This window comes from Streptomyces sp. SA15 (assembly GCF_002291145.1).
Classification (GTDB): Bacteria; Actinomycetota; Actinomycetes; order Streptomycetales; family Streptomycetaceae; genus Streptomyces.
Genome location: NZ_NTGE01000162.1, coordinates 1 through 22360, shown reverse-complemented (window position 1 = coordinate 22360; position 22360 = coordinate 1). Strand labels below are relative to the sequence as shown.

Here is a 22360-nt window from a genome sequence, read left to right as displayed (position 1 = left end):
ATGCGTTCGTCAATGCGCACGGACAGGCACGTTTGCAGGCTATGGGGCCGGGACGTGCCTCCCGGCCCCAGTTCAGGACCGCGAACACCCCTAAGTTCTGGGCGGGTTGCCCACATCGGGGTGGGCGACGGGCGGTCGGTTCCGGTCAGGACAGGCCGAACTCGTCGTCGAGCAGGGAGACGAGTTCCTCGGCGCTGACCGAGTCGAGGTCGACGTTCTTCGTCGGCTGCTCGTCGTCCCTCTCCTCCAGCGTCGCGAGCAGCACCCGCAGCCGGGTCGCCATCACCCCGCGGTCCTCGGTGTTCCCGGGCCCCATCGAGCGGACCGCGGTTTCCAGGTCCCGCAGGGCGAGCAGGGCCGGGTCGGTGGCGGTGGCCGGGTCCAGCTCCATGCCGCTGAGCAGGCGGGCGGCCAGCGCGCGTGCGTTGGGGTGGTCGAAGACCAGGGTCGCGGGGAGCCGTACCCCTGTGAGGGTGCTGAGGCGGTTGCGGAGGTCGACGGCCATCAGGGAGTCGAAGCCGAGGCTCTTGAACGCCCTGGTGACCGGGACCGCGTCCGGCGACGGCAGGGCCAGGACCGTGGCGACCTCGCCGCGCACGAGGTTCTCCAGTGCGTCGACGCGGTCGTCCTGGGCCAGGGGGCGCAGCCGGTCGCGGAGTGCGGCGGGGCTGTTGCCGGGCCCGGACGTGCGGCTCCGCGGCGGGGGGACGAGGGCGCGCAGGGCGGCGGGCAGAGCCGCCCGGTCGGCGGCGGACAGCCCGCGGGGCTCGAACCGGAAGGGCAGCAGCACCGGTTCACCGGAGGCGAGAGCAGCGTCGAAGAGGGCCAGTCCGTCGTCGAGGCTGAGCGGCAGCATGCCCGAGCGGGCGATGCGTCGCAGGTCGGTGGCGGCGAGTTGGGCGGTCATGCCGCCCTCGGCCTCCCAGGGGCCCCACGCGAGCGCGAGTGCGGGCAGGCCGTCGGCGCGGCGGCGCCGGCACAGTGCGTCGAGGTAGGCGTTGGCCGCGGCGTAGGCGGACTGACCGCCGCCGCCGAGGGTTCCGGCGAGGGAGGAGCAGAGGGCGAAGGCGCGCAGGCCGAGAGGGGCCGTGAGGTGGTGCAGGTTCACCACGGCGTCGATCTTCGGCCGCAGGACGCGGTCGACCTGCTCCTCGGTGAGCGAGGCGAGCAGCCCGTCGTCGACGACGCCCGCGGCGTGCACGACGGCGGTCAGGGGTGCCGTGGGCGGAATCCGGTCGAGTACGGCGGCCAGGGCGTCCCGGTCGGCCGCGTCGCAGGCGGCGACATGGACTTCGGCTCCTGCTTCGGCCAGTTCCCGGCGGAGGTCGGCCATGCCGGGCGTCTCCTCGCCGCGGCGGCCGAGCAGCAGCAGATGGCGTACGCCGTGCTCCCGGACGAGGTGCCGGGCGAGCAGTCCGCCGATCATGCCTCCGGCGCCGGTGATCAGGGTGGTGCCGTCGGCCGGCCACGGGTCGTCCGGCGCCGGGGCTTGCGCGGTGTGGCGGGCGAGGTTCGGCACGAGGGGCAGGTCGCCGCGGATCGCGAACTGAGCGGCTTCGGCGGTCTCCGCTCGGGCCAGGACCTGCGATCGGATGAGGTCGTCGAGCGTGGTGTCGGTGTCGAGGTCGACCAGGAGCAGCCGGTCGGGGTGTTCGAGCTGTGCGCTGCGGGCCAGGCCCCACACCGCGCTGTGCGCCAGGTCCCGTACGCCGTCGTCGGGTTGGGTCTCGACGGCGCCGCGGGTGCACAGCACCAGCCGGCTCTTGACGAAGTGTTCGTCCTCCACCCAGGTGCGCAGGGTGTCGAGGGCCGTGTGCACGGCGGTGCGGGCGGCGGCTGCCTCGATGCCGGCGGCGGAGGGGCCGCAGGGCAGGAGAACCTGGTCGGGCGCCGGGCCGCCGTCGGCGATGTGCCGGCGCAGGGCCGCGAGGTCAGGGTAGTGGTCGACGTCGGGCGTCTCGGCGGCGTCGGCGCCCACCACGGCCCAGCGGACCGTCGGGGCGCCGGCGGCCTCCGGCTGGGCTGCGGGCGTCCAGTCCACGCGGAACAGGGACGAGGCCACGGACGTGCCCAGTTGGGCGCGGGAGACGGTGCGCAGGCTCAGTCCGTCCACGGACACGAGCGGCTGTCCGTCACCGTCCCAGAGGGTGGCGGTCACCTCGTCGGTGCCGGTTCCGGCCGCGAGGCGGATCCGGCAGGTGGTGGCGCCCGGGGCCGGCACAGCGACGTTCCGCCAGGCGAACGGCAGGAACGGGCCGCTGTCGCGGTGGGCGGAGGGCAGGAACGCGAGGGTGTGCAGGGCGGCGTCCAGCAGCGCGGGGTGGACGCCGAAGGCCTTGGCGTCGTCGGCTGCCTGGGCCGGCAGTGTCACTTCGGCGTAGACCTCGCCGTTCAGCCGCCAGGCCGCGGTCAGGCCCTGGAACACCGGCCCGTAGGAGGTACCGGCGGTGGCCAGGCCGGCGTAGAAGTCGTCCAGTTCGACGGGTTCGGCGCCCTGCGGCGGCCAGAGGGCGGGCGGGCCTGCCGGTTGCGGTGCGGGGCCGGCGGTGAGCTGTCCTTCCGCGTGCCGGATCCACTCGGTGGTGCCTGCGGCGCGGGAGTAGACGGCGACCGGCCTGCGGTCCTCGTCCGTGGCGTCGCCGACGACGACCTGGACGGTCACGCCGCCGCGCTCGGGCAGGACCAGCGGGCTGTGGACGACGAGTTCGTCGACGTGGCCCGCGCCGAGGCGGTCGCCCGCCCACAGGGCGAGTTCGAGGAAGCCGGTGCCGGGGAAGAGGACGGCGTCCAGGATCCGGTGGTCGGCCAGCCAGGGCTGCGCGGCGAGGGAGAGTTCGCCGGTGAACAGGGTGTCGCCGCCGGTGGCGGAGCGGACCATGGCGCCGATCAGGGGGTGTCCGGTGCCGTCCAGGCCGGCCGAGGACAGGTCGCCGCGTTCGGCGGTGGACTCGGCGGGCCAGTAGGCCGTCCGCTGGAAGGCGTAGGTCGGCAGGTCCAGCGGACGGGCCCCGGTGCCGTCGAAAACGGCGTCCCAGTTCACGGTGACGCCGTGCGTGTGGGCGCGGGCCAGGGCGGTGAGAAGGGTGTCCGGCTCCGCCCCGGTGCGTCGCAGCAGCGAGGTGCACGCCCCGGTGGGGGCGGTGTCGAGGCAGTCCTCGGCCATCGTGGTGAGCGTCGCGTCAGGTCCCAGTTCCAGGAAGGAGGTGACGCCCCCCTCGACGAGGGCGGCCACGCCGTCGGCGAAGCGGACGGTGTGCCGGGCGTGCCGCACCCAGTACCGCGGGTCGGCGTACTCGTCGGCGCCGAGGACGGTACCCGTGAGATTGGAGACGACGGGGAGGCGGGGCGCGGCGAAGGACAGCTCGGCGACCACGGCGGCGAACTCGTCGAGCATCGGAGCCATGAGCGGCGAGTGGAAGGCGTGACTGACGCCGAGCCGGCGGGTGCGCCGGCGCTGCTCGGTGAAGTGCGCCTCAAGGGCGTCGACGGATGCGGCGGTGCCGGAGAACACCACCGCGCGGGGACCGTTGACGGCGGCGATGTCCACGGTGTCCGCGTGCTCACCCAGCACCGCGGTGAGTGCCTCGGCCGCCTCGGTCTCCCCGGCCTGCACGGCCAGCATGGCTCCGCCGGCCGGCAGGGCCTGCATGAGGCGGCCGCGGGCGACCACGAGCCGGGTGGCGTCGGCGAGGTCGAGGACGCCTGCCGCGTGGGCGGCGGCGATCTCGCCGACGGAGTGCCCGAGGAGGTGGTCGGGGACCACACCCCAGGACTCCAGCAGCCGGAACAGGGCCACTTCGAGGGCGAACAGGGCGGGCTGCGTGATCGCGGTCCGGTCGAGTTCACCGGCCTCGGCGGTGAACACGGTCTCCCGCAGGGGCCTGCCGAGCAAGGGGTCGACATGTGCGCAGACCTCGTCGAAGGCGCGGGCGAACGCGGGGAAGGCCGCGTACAGCTCCCGCCCCATGCCGGGGCGCTGGGAGCCCTGTCCGGCGAACAGCAGCGCGAGGCCGCCCTCGTCGTCGGCGGTGCCGCGCAGCAGCCCGTCGGGGTTCCGGCCGGCGGTGAACTCAGCGAGCCGGGCGAGCCCTTCCGCTCGGTCGGTGACCGGCAGCACCGCCCGGTGCTCCAGTGCGGTGCGCCGGGTGGCCAGGGAGTGGCCGATGTCGGTGACCGAGCCCTCCGGCTGTCGGCGCAGATGCGTCAGCAGGGTCTCCGCCTGGGCGCGCAGGGCGGGTTCGTCGTGCCCGGAGAGCAGCCACGGGGTGACCGGCAGGGGGGTCTGGGGCGTGGCCGCGGACTCCGGCTCGATGGCCTGTTCGAGGATGACGTGGGCGTTGGTGCCGCTCACGCCGAAGGAGGACACGCCGGCGCGGCGCGGACGGCCGGTGTCCGGCCACGGCTGCCGCTCGGTGAGCAGTTCCACCGTGCCCGAGGACCAGTCGACGTGCGGGGTGGGTTCGTCGATGTGCAGGGTGCGGGGCAGTACGGCGTGTCGCAGGGCCTGCACCATCTTGATCACTCCGCCGATGCCGGCAGCGGCCTGGCTGTGTCCGATGTTGGACTTCAGCGAGCCGAGCAGCAGTGGCCGGCTCTCGGTGCGGCCCCGGCCATAGGTGGCGAGGACCGCCTCGGCCTCGATGGGGTCGCCGAGGGTCGTGCCGGTGCCGTGTGCTTCGACGGCGTCCACGTCGGCGGCGGTCAGTCCAGCGCGCTCCAGGGCCTGCCGGATGACGCGCTGTTGCGCGGGGCCGCTGGGCGCGGTCAGCCCGTTTGACGCGCCGTCCTGGTTGATGGCGCTGCCCCGCAGGACGGCGAGTACGGGGTGTCCGTTGCGGTGGGCGTCGGAGAGCCGTTCGATCAGGATCATGCCGGTGCCTTCGGCCCAGCCGGTGCCGTCCGCGGTCGCCGCGAACGCCTTGCAGCGGCCGTCGGGCGCGAGGCCGCCCTGCTTGGCGAAGTCGTCGAAGAGGAACGGGCTGGTCATCACGGCGACGCCGCCGGCGAGGGCGAGGTCGCAGTCGCCGTCGCGCAGCGCCTGGGCGGCGGTGTGCAGGGCGACCAGCGACGAGGAGCAGGCGGTGTCCACGGTCACCGCGGGTCCTTCCAGGCCGAGGACGTAGGACACGCGGCCGGAGACCACGCTGGCGGATGCCCCGGTGACGCCGTATCCGGCCAGGGCCTGCGAGCCGCGCCGGAAGAGGCTGGTGTAGCCGGAGGCCGCAGCGCCGACGAAGACGCCGGTGCGGCTGCCACGCAGCGTGTCGGGGGCGATACCGGCCCGTTCCAGGGCTTCCCAGGACGTCTCCAGCAGCAGCCGCTGCTGTGGGTCCATGGTCAGGGCCTCGCGGGGTGAGATCCCGAAGAACGCCGCGTCGAACTCGGCGACCCGGTCGAGGAATCCGCCCTGCTGCGGCACGGACCCGTCGGCGGGCGGCTCGCTGGTCCAGCCCCGGTCCGCGGGGAAGCCGGAGACGGCGTCCCGCTCGTCCAGGACGAAGTCCCACAGCTGTTCGGGCGAGGTGATGCCGCCGGGGTAGCGGCACGCCATGCCGACGATCACGAGGGGTTCGTCGTCGGTGCGGGTGGCGGCGGGGGTGGGCGCGGCGGCTCCGGGGCGTGCGGGCTCGTCCAGGTCGCCGAGGAGTTCGGCGGCGAGGAAGTCGGCCAGTGCGCCGGGGGTCGGGTGGTCGAAGACCACGGTGACCGGCAGCCGGAAGCCGACGGCGCCTGTCAGCCGGTTGCGGAACTCCACGGCGGTCAGCGAGTCGAAGCCCAGTTCGCGGAAGGGTGCCGTCGAGCCGACCGCTTCGGGGTCGGAGTGCCCGAGCACGGTCGCGGCGTGCGAGCGGACCAGCTGGAGCAGGATCCTCATGCGTTCGGTGCCGGTGAGCGGCACCAGCCGCTCACGCAGCGAGCCGCCCTCGGCCTGCGCCGACCGGCGGCCGGACCGCCTGGCCGGGGAGGGCACCAGTGCCCGCATGACGGGTGGGACGCGGCCGGAGGTTCCGGCGAGCGCGGCCAGGTTGAGCTTGGCGGGCACGAGCTGGGCGTGGTCGGAGCGGCACGCCAGGTCGAAGACGGCCAGGCCCTCCTCGCCGCTCATCGGCACGACGCCGCCGCGGCTCATCCGCTGCATGTCGCGGTCGTCGAGGTGACCGGACATCTCGCTGCGCTGTGCCCAGAAACCCCAGGCCAGGGAGAGCCCGGGCAGCCCCAGGGCGCGCCGGTGGGCGGCGAGGGCGTCCAGCATCACGTTGGCGGCCGCGTAGTTGCCCTGGCCGGGGGCGCCCATGGTGCCGGCCATCGAGGAGAACAGCACGAAGGCGCTCAGGTCGAGGTCACGGGTGAGCTCGTGCAGGTGCAGCGCACCGGTCACCTTGGGGCGCAGCACGGCCCTGGTCCGCTCGGCGGTGAGGGATTCGAGGAGGCCGTCGTCCAGTGCGCCGGCGGTGTGCAGGACGGCGGTGAGCGGCTGTTCGGCGGGAAGGTCCGCGAGGAGGGCGGCCACCTGGTCGCGGTCGGAGATGTCGCAGGCCGCGACGGTCACCTGGGCACCTGCCCGGGTCAGTTCCTCCGCGAGCTCCGTCGCGCCCGGGGCGTTCATGCCGCGCCGACTGGTCAGCAGCAGGCTGGTGACGCCGTGCCGGGTGACCAGGTGGCGGGCGAGCAGCGCGCCGAGGGTACCGGTGCCGCCGGTGATCAGCACGGTGCCGTGGGAGGGGAACGGGTCGCCCGGGACGGTGAGCACGGCCTTGCCGACGAGGGCGGCCTGGCTCAGGGCCCGGAAGGCGGCGCGGGCCTCCCGGATGTCCCAGGTGGTGATGTGCGGCGGGCGCAGGGTGCCGTCGGCGAACAGCGGGGCGAGCGTGGCCAGCATCTCGTGGATGCGGTCGAGTCCGGCTTCGGGCAGGTCGTAGGCCTGGTAGACGACACCCGGGTGGGCGGTGGCGACCTGTTCGGGATCGCGCTTGTCGGTCTTGCCCATCTCCAGGAAATGTCCGCCGCGCGGCAGCAGCCTGAGGCCCGCGTCGACGAACTCCCCGGCCAGGCAGTCCAGGACGACGTCCATGCCGCGCCCGTCGGTGGACTGGAGGAACCAGTGCTCGAAGTCGAGGGTCCGCGAGTTGGCGATGTGCGCGGCGTCCAGTCCCCAGCCGCGCAGGGTGTCCCACTTGCCGGGGCTGGCGGTGGCGTAGACCTCGGCGCCGAGGTGGCGGGCGAGTTGGACGGCGGCGCTGCCGACGCCACCGGCGGCGGCGTGGATGAGCACGGACTGGCGGGGGCGCAGGCCCCCGAGGTCGACGAGCCCGTAGTGGGCGGTCAGGTAGGCGACGCAGACGGAGGCGGCCTCCTCGAAGGTCCAGCCGTCGGGCATGCGGTGCAGGGTGCGTTCGTCGGCGACGGTGACCGGGCCGAAGACCTCGGTCGACAGGCCGAACACCCGGTCGCCGACCCGGTGGTGGGTGACGTCGGAGCCGACGGCGGTGACCACTCCGGCGACCTCGCCGCCCAGGCCGGTCAGGCCCTCGACCAGGTCGAGGGCGACGACGACGTCCTTGAAGTTGATGCCGGCGGCCCTGACGGCGATGCGCACCTGACGCGGCCGCAGCGGTTCGAGGACGTCCGGGCAGGGCAGCGCGGCCAGGCCGTCGATGGTGCCGGGCCTGGTGTTCTCCAGCCGCCAGGCGGGGGCCCCGGCCGGGGGCAGGATGGCGGTGGAGGTCTCCCAGCGGGCCAGCCGCGGGGTGCGCGCCGCGCCGGAGCGCACGGCGATCTGCTCCTCGCCCGAGGCGAGTGCCGCGCCGAGCGCGGCGGCGGACTCGGCGGCCCGGTCGAGGTCGACGAGGCCGAAGCGGCCGGGGTGCTCGTTCTGCGCCGAACGCAGCAGTCCCCACACACCGGCTGCGCCGAGGTCGGTCACGTCCTCGCCCGCGGCGCTCGCCACCGCGCCGCGGGTGACCACGACGAGCCGGCTGTCGTCGAGCCGGCTGTCGGCTGTCCAGGCCTGCACCAGGGCGAGGGTGTCGACGACCGTGTCGCCCGCGTGCCCGGCGACCGCGTGCCCGGTGACCGGCAGCAGCGCGGTGACGGCGGTGCCGTCCACGGCGACGCGGGCCGCCAGTTCCTCCAGGCCGGCCGCGGCATCGGTGCCGGGCAGGGCGGCGCGAAGGCCCAGGGTGTCCTCGCCCAGTACGACGCAGGGGGGTGCGGCCGGGTCCTGCACGGCCGGTACGGGCTTCCAGTCGAGCCGGTACAGCGCGTCGGAGCGCACGGTGCTCAGCGCGCCCTCAGTCATCCGCCGTACGACGAGGGAGTCGACGGAGACGACGGGTTCGCCGGTCTCGTCCGCGAGGGCCACGGCGACCTCGTTCTCACCGCGCCGGGAAAGCCGCGCGCGCAGCCGGGCGCAGCCGGTGGCGTGCAGGCGTACGCCGCTCCAGGAGAACGGCATGCCGACGCCCGCGCCGTCGTCGCCGTCCCACGTGAACATGGAGTGCAGGGCGGCGTCGAAGAGCGCCGGGTGCAGGCCGAAGCGCTCGGCGGCGGAGTGCTCGTCGTCGGGCAGCGCCACCTCTGCGTACACCTCGCCGTCCAGGTGCCACACCTGCCGCAGGCCGCGGAACTCGGGGCCGTACTGGTAGCCGGCCTCGGCCATGCGCTCGTACAGGTGGGAGATGTCCACCGGCCGGGCGCCCTCGGGCGGCCAGGCCCCGGTGAGAGACTCGGTATCCGCGTCGGATTCGGCGACCAGGACGCCCGAGGCGTGCCGGGTCCACGGCGCGTCGGCGGCGGCGTCCTCCGGGCGGGAGTACACGCCCACTGCCCGCGCCCCGGTCTCGTCGGCCGCTTCGACGTGCGCCTGTACGGCCAGCGCGCCGGTGCGGGGCACGACGAGCGGCGTGTGCAGGGTGAGTTCCTCGATGCGGCCGCAGCCGACCTGGTCACCGGCGAGCACGGCCAGTTCCACGAAGCCGGTGCCGGGGAAGATCACCCGGTCGGACACGCCGTGCGCGGCGAGCCAGCTCTGCGTGTGCAGGGACAGGCGTCCGGTGAGCAGGGCGCCGTCGCCGTCGGCCATCCGCACCAGGGCGCCGAGCAGCGGGTGGTCGACCGACGACAGGCCGACGGAACCGATGTCGCCGGTGCGGGCGCCGGCCTCGGCCCAGTAGCGGCTGCGCTGGAAGGCGTAGGTGGGCAGTTCCACGGTACGGGCGCCGGTACCGGTGAACACCGTGGGCCAGTCGACGCGGACGCCGCCCAGGTGGGCCTTGGCCAGGGAGGTCAGCATCCGGCCGAGGCCGCCCTCGTCGCGCCGCAGGGACTCCACGACGACACCGGGCGCCCCTGTGGCGTCGACGGTCTGCTCGACGGCCATGGCCAGCACCGGGTGCGCGCTGGACTCGACGAAGGCGCTGTGTCCCTCGGCGAGGAGGGCGCGCACGACCGGTTCGAAAAGCACCGGCGCGCGCGTGTTGTCGTACCAGTGGCCGGCGTCCATGGTGGCGGTGTCCAGCAGGCCCCCGGTCACCGTCGAGTACAGCGGCACGGTCCCGGACCGGGGCCGGACCGGGGCCAGCAGTTCCAGCAGCCGCTCGCGCAGCGGGTCGACGAGGGCGCAGTGCGTCGGCACAGTGGCGGCCACCATCCTGGCGCGGACGTCGTCGCGGGCGCACTCGTCGACGAACTCGGCGAGCGCCGCGTCGTCTCCGGCCACCGCGACGATGCGGGGCCCGTTGACGCCGGCGACGGACAGCCGGCCGTCCCAGCGCCGCAGCCGCTCGCGCACCTCGTCGGCGGGCAGCGCCACCGACGCGACGGCGCCCTTGCCGACCAGGGTCTCGGCCAGCAACTGGCTGCGCAGGCAGATCACGCGGGCCGCGTCCTGAAGGTCCAGCCCGCCCGCGACGTGGGCGGCGGCGATCTCGCCCTGTGAGCTGCCGACCACGGCGTCGGGCCGGACCCCCTGGGACTGCCACACCTCGGCCAGCGACACCATGACGGTGAACAGCACGGGCTGGACGACCTCGATGCGGTCCATGGAGGCGGCGCCGGGCTCGTCGCGCAGCACGTCGAGGACCTCGAAGTCCACGAACTCCTCGATGACCGCGGCGCACTCGGCCGCCTTGGCGGCGAACACCGGTGAGGTGTCGAGGAGTTCCCGGGCCATGCCGGCCCACTGCGCGCCCTGGCCGGGGAAGACGAACACGACCTTGCCCTCTGCGGGGGTGCCGCGCAGTACTCCCTCGGCGGGGCGGTCGGCGGCGAGCGCGTCCAGGGCGTCGAGGAATCCGTCCCGGTCGGCGGCGAGTACGGCGGCCCGGTGCTCCAGCCCGCTGCGGGTGGTGGCGAGGGAGAGGGCCACGTCGGCGTCGGTCGGTTCGGGGTGGGCCAGCAGGTGGGCGCGCAGGGCGCGGGCCTGGCCGCGCAGCGCGGGCTCGCTGCGCGCGGACAGCACCCAGGGCAGCAGCGGCGGGACGGTTGCCTCGGGTGCCTCGTCGCCGGTCTCCGTCTCCGCGGGGGCCTGTTCGGGAGCCTCTTCGAGGATGACGTGTGCGTTGGTGCCGCTGATGCCGAAGGACGAGACGGCGGCCCGGCGGGGTGTGCCGGAGGCGGGCCAGTCGCGGGCCTGGTTGAGGAGTTCCACGGCGCCCGAGGACCAGTCGACGTTCGGGGTGGGTTCCTCGGCGTGCAGCGTCTTGGGCAGGACGCCGTGCCGCAGCGCCTCCACCATCTTGATGACACCGCCGACGCCGGCGGCGGCTCCGCTGTGGCCGATGTTCGACTTCAGCGAGCCCAGCCACAGCGGCCGGTCGGTGGGCCTGGCCCGGCCGTAGGTGGCCAGCAGGGCGTCCGCCTCGATCGGGTCGCCCAGGCTGGTGCCGGTGCCGTGCGCCTCGACCACGTCCACGTCGGCGGACGTGAGGCCCGCGTCGGCCAGCGCCTGGCGGATGACCCGCTGCTGCGAGGGGCCGTTGGGCGCGGTCAGCCCGTTGGACGCGCCGTCCTGGTTGACGGCGCTGCCGCGCAGGACGGCGAGCACCCGGTGGCCGAGCCGACGGGCGTCCGAGAGCCGCTCGACGGCCAGGACACCTACGCCCTCGCTCCAGCCGGCGCCGTCGGCCGCCGCGGAGAACGCCTTGGAGCGGCCGTCGGGCGACAACGCTCGCTGTGCGGACAGCGCCACGTGCACGGCGGAGGTGGACAGCGTCGTCGCGCCGCCGGCCAGGGCGAGGTCGCACTCTCCGTTGCGCAGCGCCTGCACGGCCAGATGCAGGCTCACCAGCGAGGAGGAGCAGGCGGTGTCGACAGTGACGGCCGGGCCCTCCAGGCCCAGTACGTAGGAGACGCGGCCGGAGAGCACGCTGTTGGACGTGCCGGTGGCGCCGTAGCTGCCCAGCCCGTCCGGTGAGGCGGCCAGCAGGGTGCCGTAGTCCTGCTGGTTCAGGCCGGCGAACACGCCGGTACGGCTGCCGCGCAGCGCGAGGATGTCGAGGCCGGCCTGTTCCAGCGCTTCCCAGGAGGTCTCCAGCAGCAGCCGCTGCTGGGGATCCATGGACTGCGCTTCGCGCGGGGAGATGCCGAAGAAGGCCGCGTCGAACGAGGCGATGTCGTCGACGAAACCGCCCGCGTCGGCGTAGCAGGTGCCGGGGTGGTCGGGGTCGGGGTGGTGGAGGCCGTCCAGGTCCCAGCCCCGGTCGGTGGGGAAGGGCCCGATCGCGTCGGTCCCCTCGCTCACCAGCCGCCACAGGTCCTCGGGCGAGGCGACGCCGCCGGGGTAGCGGCAGGACATCCCGATGATCGCGACCGACTCGGTGCTCTGCGCCTCCACGTCGGCCAGGCGCCGGCGCGTGCGGTGCAGATCGGCGCTGACCCGCTTGAGGTAGTCGCGCAGCTGCTGCTCGTTGGCCATCCCGCTCAGTCCTCTCCGAATTCCACGTTGATGAAGTCGAAAAGCTCTTCATCCGTGGCGGAATCGAGCTTGCTGGTGATGTCGCCGTCGTCGGTGCCGCCGCCGGCGTCGGGCTCCGCGCCGAAGGCGGAGGCCAGGGCGCGCAGCCGGGCCGCGATCTGCTCGCGGGTGGCGATGTCGGCCGGGGGCGCCGCGAGCGTGGCTTCCAGGTGGTCGAGCTGGGTGAGCACCGGCAGCGGCGCCCCGGCCACCGAGCCGAGGAGCTTGCTTTCCAGATGCTCGGCGAGCGCGGCCGCCGTGGGGTAGTCGAAGACCAGCGCGGCGGACAACTGCACACCCGTCGCGGCGACCAGGCCGTTGCGCAGCTCCACCGCGGTGAGCGAGTCGAAGCCCAGCTCCCGGAAGGAGCGCTTGGCGTCGAGCCGGGTGTCGGCGCCGTAGTCGAGCACCGTCGCGACGTGTCGCTCGATCAGCTCCAGCAGCAGCTGACGCCGCCCGCTCTCGGACTGCTCGGCCAGCCGCTGCGCGAAGGACTGCCCCGCCGCCTGCCCGATGCCGGCCGCGGCCCGGCGCAGCGGGGTGCGGACCAGTCCGCGCAGCGGGGCGGAGAGGGTGGCGTCGGCGGCCTTGCGGCGCAGTACGGCCGTATCGAGGCCCATCGGGACCAGGGTGGCTGCGGCGGAGCGCCACACCCGGTCGAACAGTGCCAGTCCCTGCCGTGGGGACAGCGCCCGTACGCCCGCGTGGGCCATCCGCCGCCGGTCCACCTCGGACAGGCGCGCCGACATGCCGGAGGCGGTCTCCCACAGGCCCCAGGCGACCGAGGTCGCCGGAAGCCCGGCCGCGCGCCGCTGGTGGGCCAGGGCGTCCAGGAAGGCGTTGGCCGCGGCGTAGTTGGCCTGTCCGGCGCCCCCGAGCACACCGACGCCAGAGGAGAACAGCACGAAGTGGGACAGCTCCAGGCCGGCGGTCAGCTCGTGCAGGTGCTGCGCGGCGTCGGCCTTGGGCCGCAGCACCGTGTCGACCCGCTCGGGGGTCAGCGTGGTCAGCACGCCGTCGTCCACGACGCCAGCGATGTGCACCACCGCCGTCACCGGGTGTTCGGCCGGCACCTCGGCCAGGACGGCCGCAAGGGCCGCCCGGTCGGCGGTGTCGCAGGCCGCGAACGTCGCCTCGGCGCCGTACTCCGCCAGCTCACGGCCCAGCTCCCCGGCCCGCGGGTCGTCCGGGCCCTGCCGGGTGAGCAGCAGCAGCCGGCGTACCCCGTGCTCGGCCGCCAGGTGCCGCACGATCTCGGTGCCGATGCCGCCGGTGGCACCGGTGACCAGCACCGTGCCGTGCCCGTCGCCCGCGCCGGTCCGGTCGGCGCAGTCGTGCGGCTGGTCGGTGACCCGGGCCAGCCGCGGGGCGAGCAACCGGCCGTCGCGGACCGCGAGATGCGGCTCAGCCGCCGCCAGAGCGGTGCCCACGGCCGCCGTGAGCAGGTCGGCGTCCTCCTCCCGGTCGCCGAGGTCGACCAGGAGGAACCGGTCGGGGTGCTCCGCCTGCGCGGACAGCAGCAGCCCGCGCACCGCGGCCTGTGCCGGGTCCACGGCCGTGTCGTCCGCGGTGGCCGCGGCCGACCGGGTGACGAAGACGATCCGGGTGCCCGGCCGGGTGTCGACGAGGGTTTCCCTGACCAGTTCCAGGGTGCGGTGCACGGTGCGGCGCGCGGACTCCACGGGGGTTCCGGGTTCCGTCTCCACCGGCAGGACGAGCAGGCCGAGTCCGTCGCCGGCCTCGGCGAGGGAGGCGAGATCAGGATGGGCGGTCACCCGGGCGCCCTGTGCGTCCAGCACCTTGGCCAGGTCGTCGGCCGCGGTCCCCACCACCGCCCAGCCCGGGTCCGGGGCGAGGTCCACGGCGTCCACCTGGGTCCAGGTCAGCCGGTACAGGTCGTTCGGTCCGGCGTCCGCGGCCGGACGCCCCGGCGAGCCGGCCGGCCGGACCAGGACCCGGTCCACCGACAGCACCGGCTCGCCGGCCACGTCCGACAGCACCATGGTGACCGCGTCCGGAGCGCTGCGGGTCAGGTGGACGCGCAGCTCGGTGGCGCCGGTGGCGTACCGGGTCACTCCGGTGAAGCGGACCGGTTCACCGGCCAGTTCGACGATCAGTTCCGTCAGGCCCGCCAGCAGCTCGGGGTGCAGGCCGAACCGGTCGGCCTGAGCCGAGTCCCGCTCGGCCGGCGCCAGTTCGGCGAACAGCTCGTCCGCCCGGCGCCAGACGAGGTCGGCGCCGACGGGTTCGGCGTCGGCCGGCGGCCAGGTCCCGGCATCCGGCTCGGGCGCGGGCCCGGCGGAGCTGCCGTCGAACACACCGTGGGCGATCCGGGTCCAGGGCGCGTCGGCGCCGCCGGGTTCGGCGTCCACCGGCCCGGTGTGGAGGGTGAACGCGCGGTTTCCGGCATCGTCGGGTGCCGCCACCACCAGTTGCAGCGGCGCCTCGGCGGCGCAGGGCACCGCGGCGGCGACGTCCAGCTCGGCGATCCGGTGGCAGCCGAGGCCGCCGCCCGCCCACAGCGCCAGGTCCATGATCTCGCCGCCGGACAGGGCCCGTCCGTCCCAGATGCCGGACAGGCTGCCGCTGAAGAGGGCTTCGTCCGTTCCCGGCAGGGTCACGGAGGCCGTCAGCAGCGGGTGGCCGGTGCCCGCCAGGCCGGCGCCGGTCAGGGCCTCGGCGCCGCCCGCCGGCGCGTCCAGCCAGTAGTGGCGGCGCTGGAAGGCGTAGGTGGGCAGGTCCACCCGGCGGGCACCGGAGCCCTCGAAGAACGCGGTCCAGTCGACGCGTTCGGTGCGCACATGGAGCCTGCCGAGCGCGGTGAGCAGGGTGCGCACCTGGTCGCGGTCGCGGCGCTGGGCGGCGATGCCGACGGCCCGCTCCCCGGCCGACTCCTGGGCCATGGCGGTCAGCACGCCGTCCGGGCCCAGCTCCAGGAAGGTGGTCACGCCCTCGTCGAGCAGGGTGCGCACGCCGTCCGCGAATCGCACCGCCTCCCGCACCTGCCGCACCCAGTAGGCGGGGTCGCACAGCTGCCCGGCGTCGGCGATGTCGCCAGTGAGGTCGCAGACGACGGGCAGCGTCGGCTCCGCGAAGGCCACCTGGGCGAGTTCCCGCTCGTACGCGGCGAGCATCGGCTCCATCAGCGGGGAGTGGAAGGCGTGGCTGACGGTGAGCCGCTTGGTGCGCGAACCGGCCTCGGCGAGCCGGGCGTCGGCGGCCGTCACGGCCTCCTCGGTGCCGGACAGCACCAGCGACGCGGGGCCGTTGACCGCGGCGACGGCGACCTCGGCGAACGTGTCGCCGAGTGCGGCGGACACGTCGTCCTCTGCCGCGGCGACCGACAGCATCGCGCCGCCCTCGGGCAGTTCCTGCATCAGCCGGGCGCGCGCGGCGACCACCCGGGCCGCGTCGGCGGTCGACCACACGCCGGCCACGTGCGCGGCGGCGAGTTCACCCACCGAATGGCCGAGCAGCGCGTCGGGCCGTGTCCCCCACTGCTCCAGCAGCCGGAACAGGGCCACCTCTACGGCGAAGAGGCCGGTCTGGGTGTAGAGGGTCTGGTCGAGCAGCGCGGCCTCGTCCGTCCCGGGCTCGGCCCACAGGACCGTGCGCAGCGGGCGGGGCAGATGCCGGTCGAGTTCCGCGCACACCTCGTCGAAGGCGGCGGCGAAACCGGGGAAGGCGTCGTACAGGGCGCGTCCCATGCCGACGCGCTGGGCGCCCTGCCCGGTGAAGAGGAAGGCGAGGCCGCCCTCGGCCCGCTCTTCGGCGACGGCGCCGGTGGTCAGGTCGGCCAGACCGCGGCGCAGTTCGTCCGGGTCCGCGGCGACGACGACCGCCGCCCGGTCCAGCACGCTGCGCGTGGTGGCCAGCGAGTGGGCGAGGTCGGCGACCGTGTCCGCGCTCCGGTCCAGGTGGGCGCTCAGCCGGGCGGCCTGGTCGCGCAGCGCCTGAGGGGTGCGGGCGGAGACGACGAGCGGCACGGGGCGGGCGGCGTCTGCCTCGCCCGGCCGCTGCCCGGCGCCGTCCGCGGTCGCGGCGGCGCCCTCGGCCTGGAACTCCGCGGGGGCCTCCTCCAGGATCACGTGCGCGTTCGTGCCGCTGATGCCGAACGCGGAGATCCCGGCACGGCGCGGCTCGCCGGTGCGCGGCCACTCCCGTGCCCGGGCGAGGAGTTCCACCGCTCCGGAGCTCCAGTCCACGTGCGGGCTGGGCTCGTCCACGTGCAGGGTGCGCGGCATCAGCTCGTGCCGCATGGCCTGCACCGTCTTGATGACGCCGGCCATGCCGGCGGCGGCCTGGGTGTGCCCGATGTTCGACTTCACCGAGCCGAGCCGCAGCGGGCGGTCGGCGGGGCGGTCCTGGCCGTAGGTGGCCAGCAGGGCCTGCGCCTCGATCGGGTCGCCGAGCGTCGTGCCCGTGCCGTGCGCCTCCAGCAGGTCCACCGCCGAGGCGGGCAGCTCGGCGTTGACCAGGGCCTGCCGGATGACCCGCTCCTGGGAGGGGCCGTTGGGCGCGGTGATCCCGTTGGACGCGCCGTCCTGGTTGACGGCGGAGCCACGGATCAGCGCCAGCACGGGGTGCCCGAGCCGGCGGGCGTCGGACAGCCGCTCCACCAGGACGACGCCCACGCCCTCGCCGAGGGAGAACCCGTCCGCGGCGGCGGCGAACGGCTTGCACCGGCCGTTGGCGGCCAGTCCACGCTGCCGGCTGAAGGCGACGAAGGAGGTGGGGTCCGGCATGACGGTGGCACCGGCCGCGATCGCCAGGTCGCACTCACCGCCCCGCAGGGCCTGGGCGGCGGTGTGCAGGGTCACCAGGGAGGAGGAGCAGGCCGTGTCCACGGTCAGCGCGGGGCCCTGCAGGCCGAGCGAGTAGGAGATCCGGCCGGAGGCGACGCTGGAGGCCGCGCTGACGAGGAAGCCCTCCATGCCGTCGGTCGAACCGCGCAGCCGGGTGCCGTAGGTCTGGTCGGTCAGGCCGACGTAGACGCCGGTCCGGCTGCCCCGCAGAGACCTCGGGGGGATGCCCGCGCGTTCCAGGACCTCCCAGGACGATTCGAGCAGCAGCCGGTGCTGCGGATCCATCGCCTGGGCCTCGCGCGGTGAGATGCCGAAGAAGCCCGGGTCGAAGTCGCCCGCGTCGTGGAGGAATCCGCCGTGGTCGACGTAGCTGGTGCCGGGCCGGTCGGGGTCGGCGTCCACGAGCCGGTGCAGCGGCCAGCCGCGGTCCGTCGGGAACGGGGTGATCATGTCCCGCTCGTCGCGGACGGCACGCCACAGGTCCTCGGCGGAGGCGATGTCGCCGGGATAGCGGCAGGCCATGGCGACGATCGCGATCGGCTCGTCCTGGTCGACGCGTACGACGGTGGCGGGTGCCGCGGTCGGCCGGGCCGTCTCCGGCTCCAGGCCGCGGGCCAGGAAGTCGGCCAGTTCGGCGATGGTGGGATGGTCGAAGACCAGGGTGGCCGGCAGCCGCATCCCGGCCACGGTGCTCAGCCGGTCGCGCAGTTCCACCGCCGTCAGCGAGTCGAAGCCGAGGTCCTTCAGCGCCCGGCCGGCGTCGACGGCCGCCGGGTCGCTGTGGCCGAGCACCGCGGCGACGTGCTCGCGCACGAGGTCGCGCAGCGCCGTGGCGCGCTTGGCCCCGCTCAGTCCGGCCAGCCGGCGGGCCAGCGGGGAGAGGGCGTCGGCCGTGGCGGGCCCCGCGTCGGCCTCCTCGGCCCGCGCCTCGGGCAGTTCGTCGAACAGACGGCTGGGGCGGCGCATGGTGAACTGCGGGATGAACCGGCCCCAGTCCACGTCCACGAGGAGGAGCGACTCCTCCCCCTCGGCGAGGATCGTCGCGAGACCGCTGATCGCCAGGTCGGGGTCCACCAGGGGCAGACCCATGCGGTTCAGGGTGTCGGCGACGGCCGGGTCGTCGATCATGCCGCCGCCGCCCCAGGGCGCCCAGGCCACCGACACGGTGTGCACGCCGGCCGCGTGCCGGGCCTCGGCGCGGGCGTCCAGGACGGCGTTGGCCGCCGCGTAGATGCCGTGGTCGCCGGCGCCCCACGAGGCGCTGATGGAGGAGAAGTAGACGACGACATCGAGTTGTTCGTCGTCCAGCGCCCGCTCCAGGTTGTCGATGCCGGCGACCTTGCCGGCCATGGCCAGCTCGATGTCGTCCAGGCCCGCGTCGGCGAGCGGCCCGAGGCCGCCCGCGCCCGCGGTGTGGATGACCGCCCCGATCCGGTCGCCGTCGCGCTGGATCCGGTCGACCAGCGCGACCGCCTCCGACGGCACGCTCAGGTCGCAGGACAGCATGGTCACCCGGGCCCCGAGGCCGGTCAGTTCGGCCGCCAGGTCGTCGGCTCCCGGCGCCTGCGGACCGCGGCGGCTGGTGAGCACGATGTGCTCGGCGCCCTCCCGGGCGAGCCAGCGGGCGACGCGCCCGCCGAGCGCGCCGGTGCCACCGGTCACCAGCACGGTCCCCCGCGGGCGCCAGCCGGAGCCCGGTGCGGCAGTGGGGTTGGCACGTTCCAGCCTGCGGCCGTACGTGCCCGAGGCGCGCAGCGCCACCTGGTCCTCGCCGTCCAGGCCGGCGAGGACCGACACCAGCCGGTCCGCGGTGCTGTCGTCGAAGGCGTCGGGCAGGTCGATGAGACCGCCCCAGGTGCCCGGGGCCTCCACGGCCGCGATCCGGCCCAGGGCCCAGAGGGCCGACTGGAGCGGGCTGCCGGGTCCGGCGGTGTCGTCGGCGGTGGCGACGGCACCGTGCGTCAGGCACCACAGCGGCGCCTCGATGCCGGCCGTGTCCAGTGCCTGGAGCAGGGTGACGGTGAGGGCCGTGCCCAGCGGGACGACCGGGCTCGCCGGATGCGGTGAGACGTCCGTGCCCGTCAGCGTGACCACGCCGGCCGCGTTCACGCCGTCCAGCGCGTCGCGCAGCGCCGCCGCGAGTGCGGCCGGCTCGTCGCCGCTGCCGACGGTGAGGGTCACGGTGTGCCCGGCCGCGTCCCGCACCGCCCGCAGCGCGGCGGTGGCGGCCGGTTCCTCGGTGGCGCCCTCTGGTGTCACCAGGAGCCATGTGCCGGGAAGTTCGGCGGGGGCCGCCTCCGGCAGCCGCTTCCAGACCACGCGGTAGCGCCAGCTGTCGATGACGGCTTGTTCCGTACGGCTGCGCCGCCAGGCCGACAGAGCGGGCAGCACCTCGCGCAGCGGCTGGTCGTCGGTGACGCCGAGGGTGCCGGTCAGCGCGGGCAGGTCCGCCTCGTCCACGGCCCGCCAGAAGGTCTCGTACACCGGGTCGGCCGCCGCCGGGCGGGGAGCGGGCCAGTAGCGGCTGCGCTGGAAGGCGTAGGTGGGCAGCGGCACCGGTCCGGCCGGAGCCGGGTCGAGCGCGGCCGACCAGTCCACGGGGGTACCGCGCACCCACAGCTCGGCGAGCGAGGCGCGTATCCGGGCGAGTCCGCCCTCGCCCCGGCGCAGGGTGCCGGTCACCGTCGGGTCCGCGTCGGCGCGTTCGGCGGTCTCCAGCAGGCCGGAGGTGAGCACCGGGTGCGGGCTGACCTCGACGAACACCGTGTGCCCCTGGTCGATGAGCGCGCCGACGGACGGGGCGAACAGCACCGGCTCGCGCAGGTTGCGGTACCAGTAGGCGGCGTCCAGCGCGGTGGTGTCCTGCCACAGCGCGGAGACGGTGGAGAAGAAGGGGATCTCGGACGCCCGCGGCCGGACCGGTTCGAGCAGCCGGAGGATCTCGTCCTCGATGCGGGCCACCTGCGCCGAGTGCGAGGCGTAGTCGACCTCTATGCGGCGCACCCGGACGTCCTGGGCGCGGGCGTGCTCCATCAGCTCGTCCAGCGCCGCCGGTTCACCGGAGACCACTACGGAGGAGGGGCCGTTGACCGCCGCCACGGAGATCCGCCCCTCCCAGCGCGGCAGCCAGGCCTCGGCCTCGGCGGGTGGGAGGGCGACGGAGACCATGCCGCCGGCGCCGGCCAGCGCGCCGAGCGCCCTGGCGCGCAGCGCGACAACGCGGGCGGCGTCGTCGAGGGACAGGGCTCCCGCGACGCAGGCGGCGGCGATCTCGCCCTGCGAGTGCCCGATCACCGCGGCGGGCCGTACGCCGTACGAGCGCCACACCTCGGCCAGCGACACCATGACCGCGAAGAGCACGGGCTGGACGACGTCGACCCGGTCCAGGGCCGCGCCGTCGCGGACCGCGTCCGTGAGCGAGACGTCGGTGTACGGCGCGAGGGCGCGCTCGCACTCGGCCCAGCGGGCGGCGAAGGCCGGGCAGGTGTCGAGGAGTTCGGCCGCCATGCCGGGCCATTGGCCGCCCTGCCCGGGGAAGACGAGGACGGGTCCGCGGCCGGTCGGCCGGGGCGCGCCGACGACCACCGACGGGGCCGGTTCTCCGGCGGCGAGTGCGTCCAGCCCCGCGACGAGAGCGCCGGTGGTGCCGCCCAGCACGACGGCCCGGTGCTCGAAGACGGTGCGGGAGGCGAGCAGCGTGTGTCCGATCGCGTCGGCCGGCAGGTCACGGTCCGTCAGGTGGGCGGCGAGGCGGGCCGCCTGGTCGCGCAGCGCCTGGGCGGAGCGCCCGGACAGCAGCCACGGCACGGCGTCGCCGCCGGGGCTCTCCGCCGGGGCGGGGGCCGGGTCGGGGGCGAGGGCCGCATCAGGGGCAGGGACCACGTCGGGGCCCTGTTCGAGGATGACGTGTGCGTTGGTGCCGCTGACGCCGAACGAGGACACCGCCGCGCGGCGTGGCCGCCCGGTCTCGGGCCAGTCCCGCGTCGCGGTGAGCAGTTCCACCGCGCCCGAGGACCAGTCGACCTCGGGGGTCGGCTCGTCGACGTGCAGGGTGGGCGGCAGCACTCCGTACCGCATCGCCTGCACCATCTTGATCACGCCGCCGACCCCGGCGGCGGCGGCGCTGTGGCCGATGTTCGACTTCAGCGAGCCAAGCCACAGCGGCCGGTCGGCGGGCCGGTCCTGGCCGTAGGTGGCCAGCACGGCCTGCGCCTCGATCGGGTCGCCCAGCGCGGTCCCGGTGCCGTGCGCCTCCAGGGCGTCGACTTCCAGGGCGGTCAGCCCGGCGTCCGCCAGGGCCTGCCGGACGACCCGCTGCTGCGCGCCGCCGTTGGGTGCGGCGAGCCCGTTCGAGGCGCCGTCGGAGTTGACCGCGCTGCCGCGGACCACGGCCAGCACGCGATGGCCGTTGCGGCGGGCGTCGGAGAGCCGCTCGACGAGCAGCACACCCACGCCCTCGGCCCAGTTGGTGCCGTCGGCGCCGGCCGCGAACGCCTTGCAGCGGCCGTCCGCCGCGAGCCCGTCCTGCTTGGCGAAGTCCACGAACGCGGCCGGGGTGGAGATGACGGCGACGCCGGTGGCCAGGGCGAGGTCGCACTCGCCCTTGTGCAGCGCGCCGACGGCCGTGTGCAGGGCCACCAGCGAGGAGGAGCAGGCCGTGTCGATGGTCATCGCGGGGCCTTGCAGGCCGAGGGTGTAGGCGATCCGGCCGGAGACCACGCTGGTGGCCGTTCCGGTCATCAGATAGCCCTCCGCCTCGGGCGAACCGGCAAGGGCGGCACCGTAGTCGGAGCCGGCCACGCCGGCGAACACTCCGGTGCGGGTGCCGCGCAGTGAGGCCGGATCGATGCCGGCGGCCTCCACGGCCTCCCAGGAGGCTTCGAGCAGGAGCCGCTGCTGCGGGTCCATGGCCAGCGCCTCGCGTGGCGAGATGCCGAAGAAGGCGGCGTCGAAGTCGGCGGCGTCGGGGAGGAAACCGGCCCTGAGGGCCAGGTGCGGGGCGGCCCGCCGCAGCGCCGCCAGGTCCCAGCCGCGGTCCGTGGGGAAGTCGCCTGTGCCGTCGCTTCCGGAGTGGACCAGCTCCCACAGGCCCTCCGGGTCGCGGACCCCGCCGGGGTAGCGGCAGGCCATGCCGACGATGACCACCGGGTCCTCGTCGTGCGAGCCGGTGCGGACCGGCTCCGCCTCGTCGGGGCGCTCCCCGGTCAGCTCGGCCCGCACGTGGGCCACGACCGCTTCGGGAGTGGGGTGGTCGAAGACGAGGGTCGCCGAGAGGTTCAGCCCGGTCTGGGCGGCGATCCGGTCACGGAAGCGCACGGCGGTGAGCGACTCGAACCCGGCGTCGCGGAAGGGGCGCAGCGGGTCGATGGCGTCGCGGGAGGCGTGCCCGAGCACCGCTGCGGCCTCGGTGAGTACCAGGTCACGCAGCCGGCGTTCCAGGTCGGTGACGTCCGCTCCGGCGGCGGGCTGCGCCGCGGCCGGCGCCGGGCGCAGCGCCCGCACTTCGGGCAGGCCGGAGACGACCGGCCGGGGGCGCCGGCTGGTGAGGACCGGGTGGAACAGCGGCCAGTCGACGTCGGCGACGGCGAAGACGGCCGCGTCG

The 22360-nt window shown here is 75.1% G+C and carries 3 protein-coding genes; 1 reads left to right on the top strand and 2 read right to left on the bottom strand.

From position 1 onward, the window contains the following. Positions 1 to 145: 145 nt before the first annotated feature. The gene (locus CLM62_RS35685; RefSeq protein WP_095754038.1) at positions 146 to 11914 is read right to left on the bottom strand and encodes a type I polyketide synthase; all 11769 of its coding nucleotides are present in this window, start codon (positions 11912 to 11914) and stop codon (positions 146 to 148) included. Positions 11915 to 11919: 5 nt separating this feature from the next. Then, complete coding sequence (locus CLM62_RS35680; RefSeq protein WP_306457959.1) at positions 11920 to 22152, bottom strand: type I polyketide synthase; 10233 nt, start codon at positions 22150 to 22152, stop codon at positions 11920 to 11922. Here CLM62_RS35680 and CLM62_RS52210 point away from each other — a divergent pair. Beyond that, positions 22141 to 22360, top strand: a 220-nt coding sequence (locus tag CLM62_RS52210) for a hypothetical protein (protein WP_257004277.1), incomplete at its 3' end; no start/stop codon positions are given. The two genes, CLM62_RS35680 and CLM62_RS52210, sit on opposite strands and share 12 nt — an antisense overlap.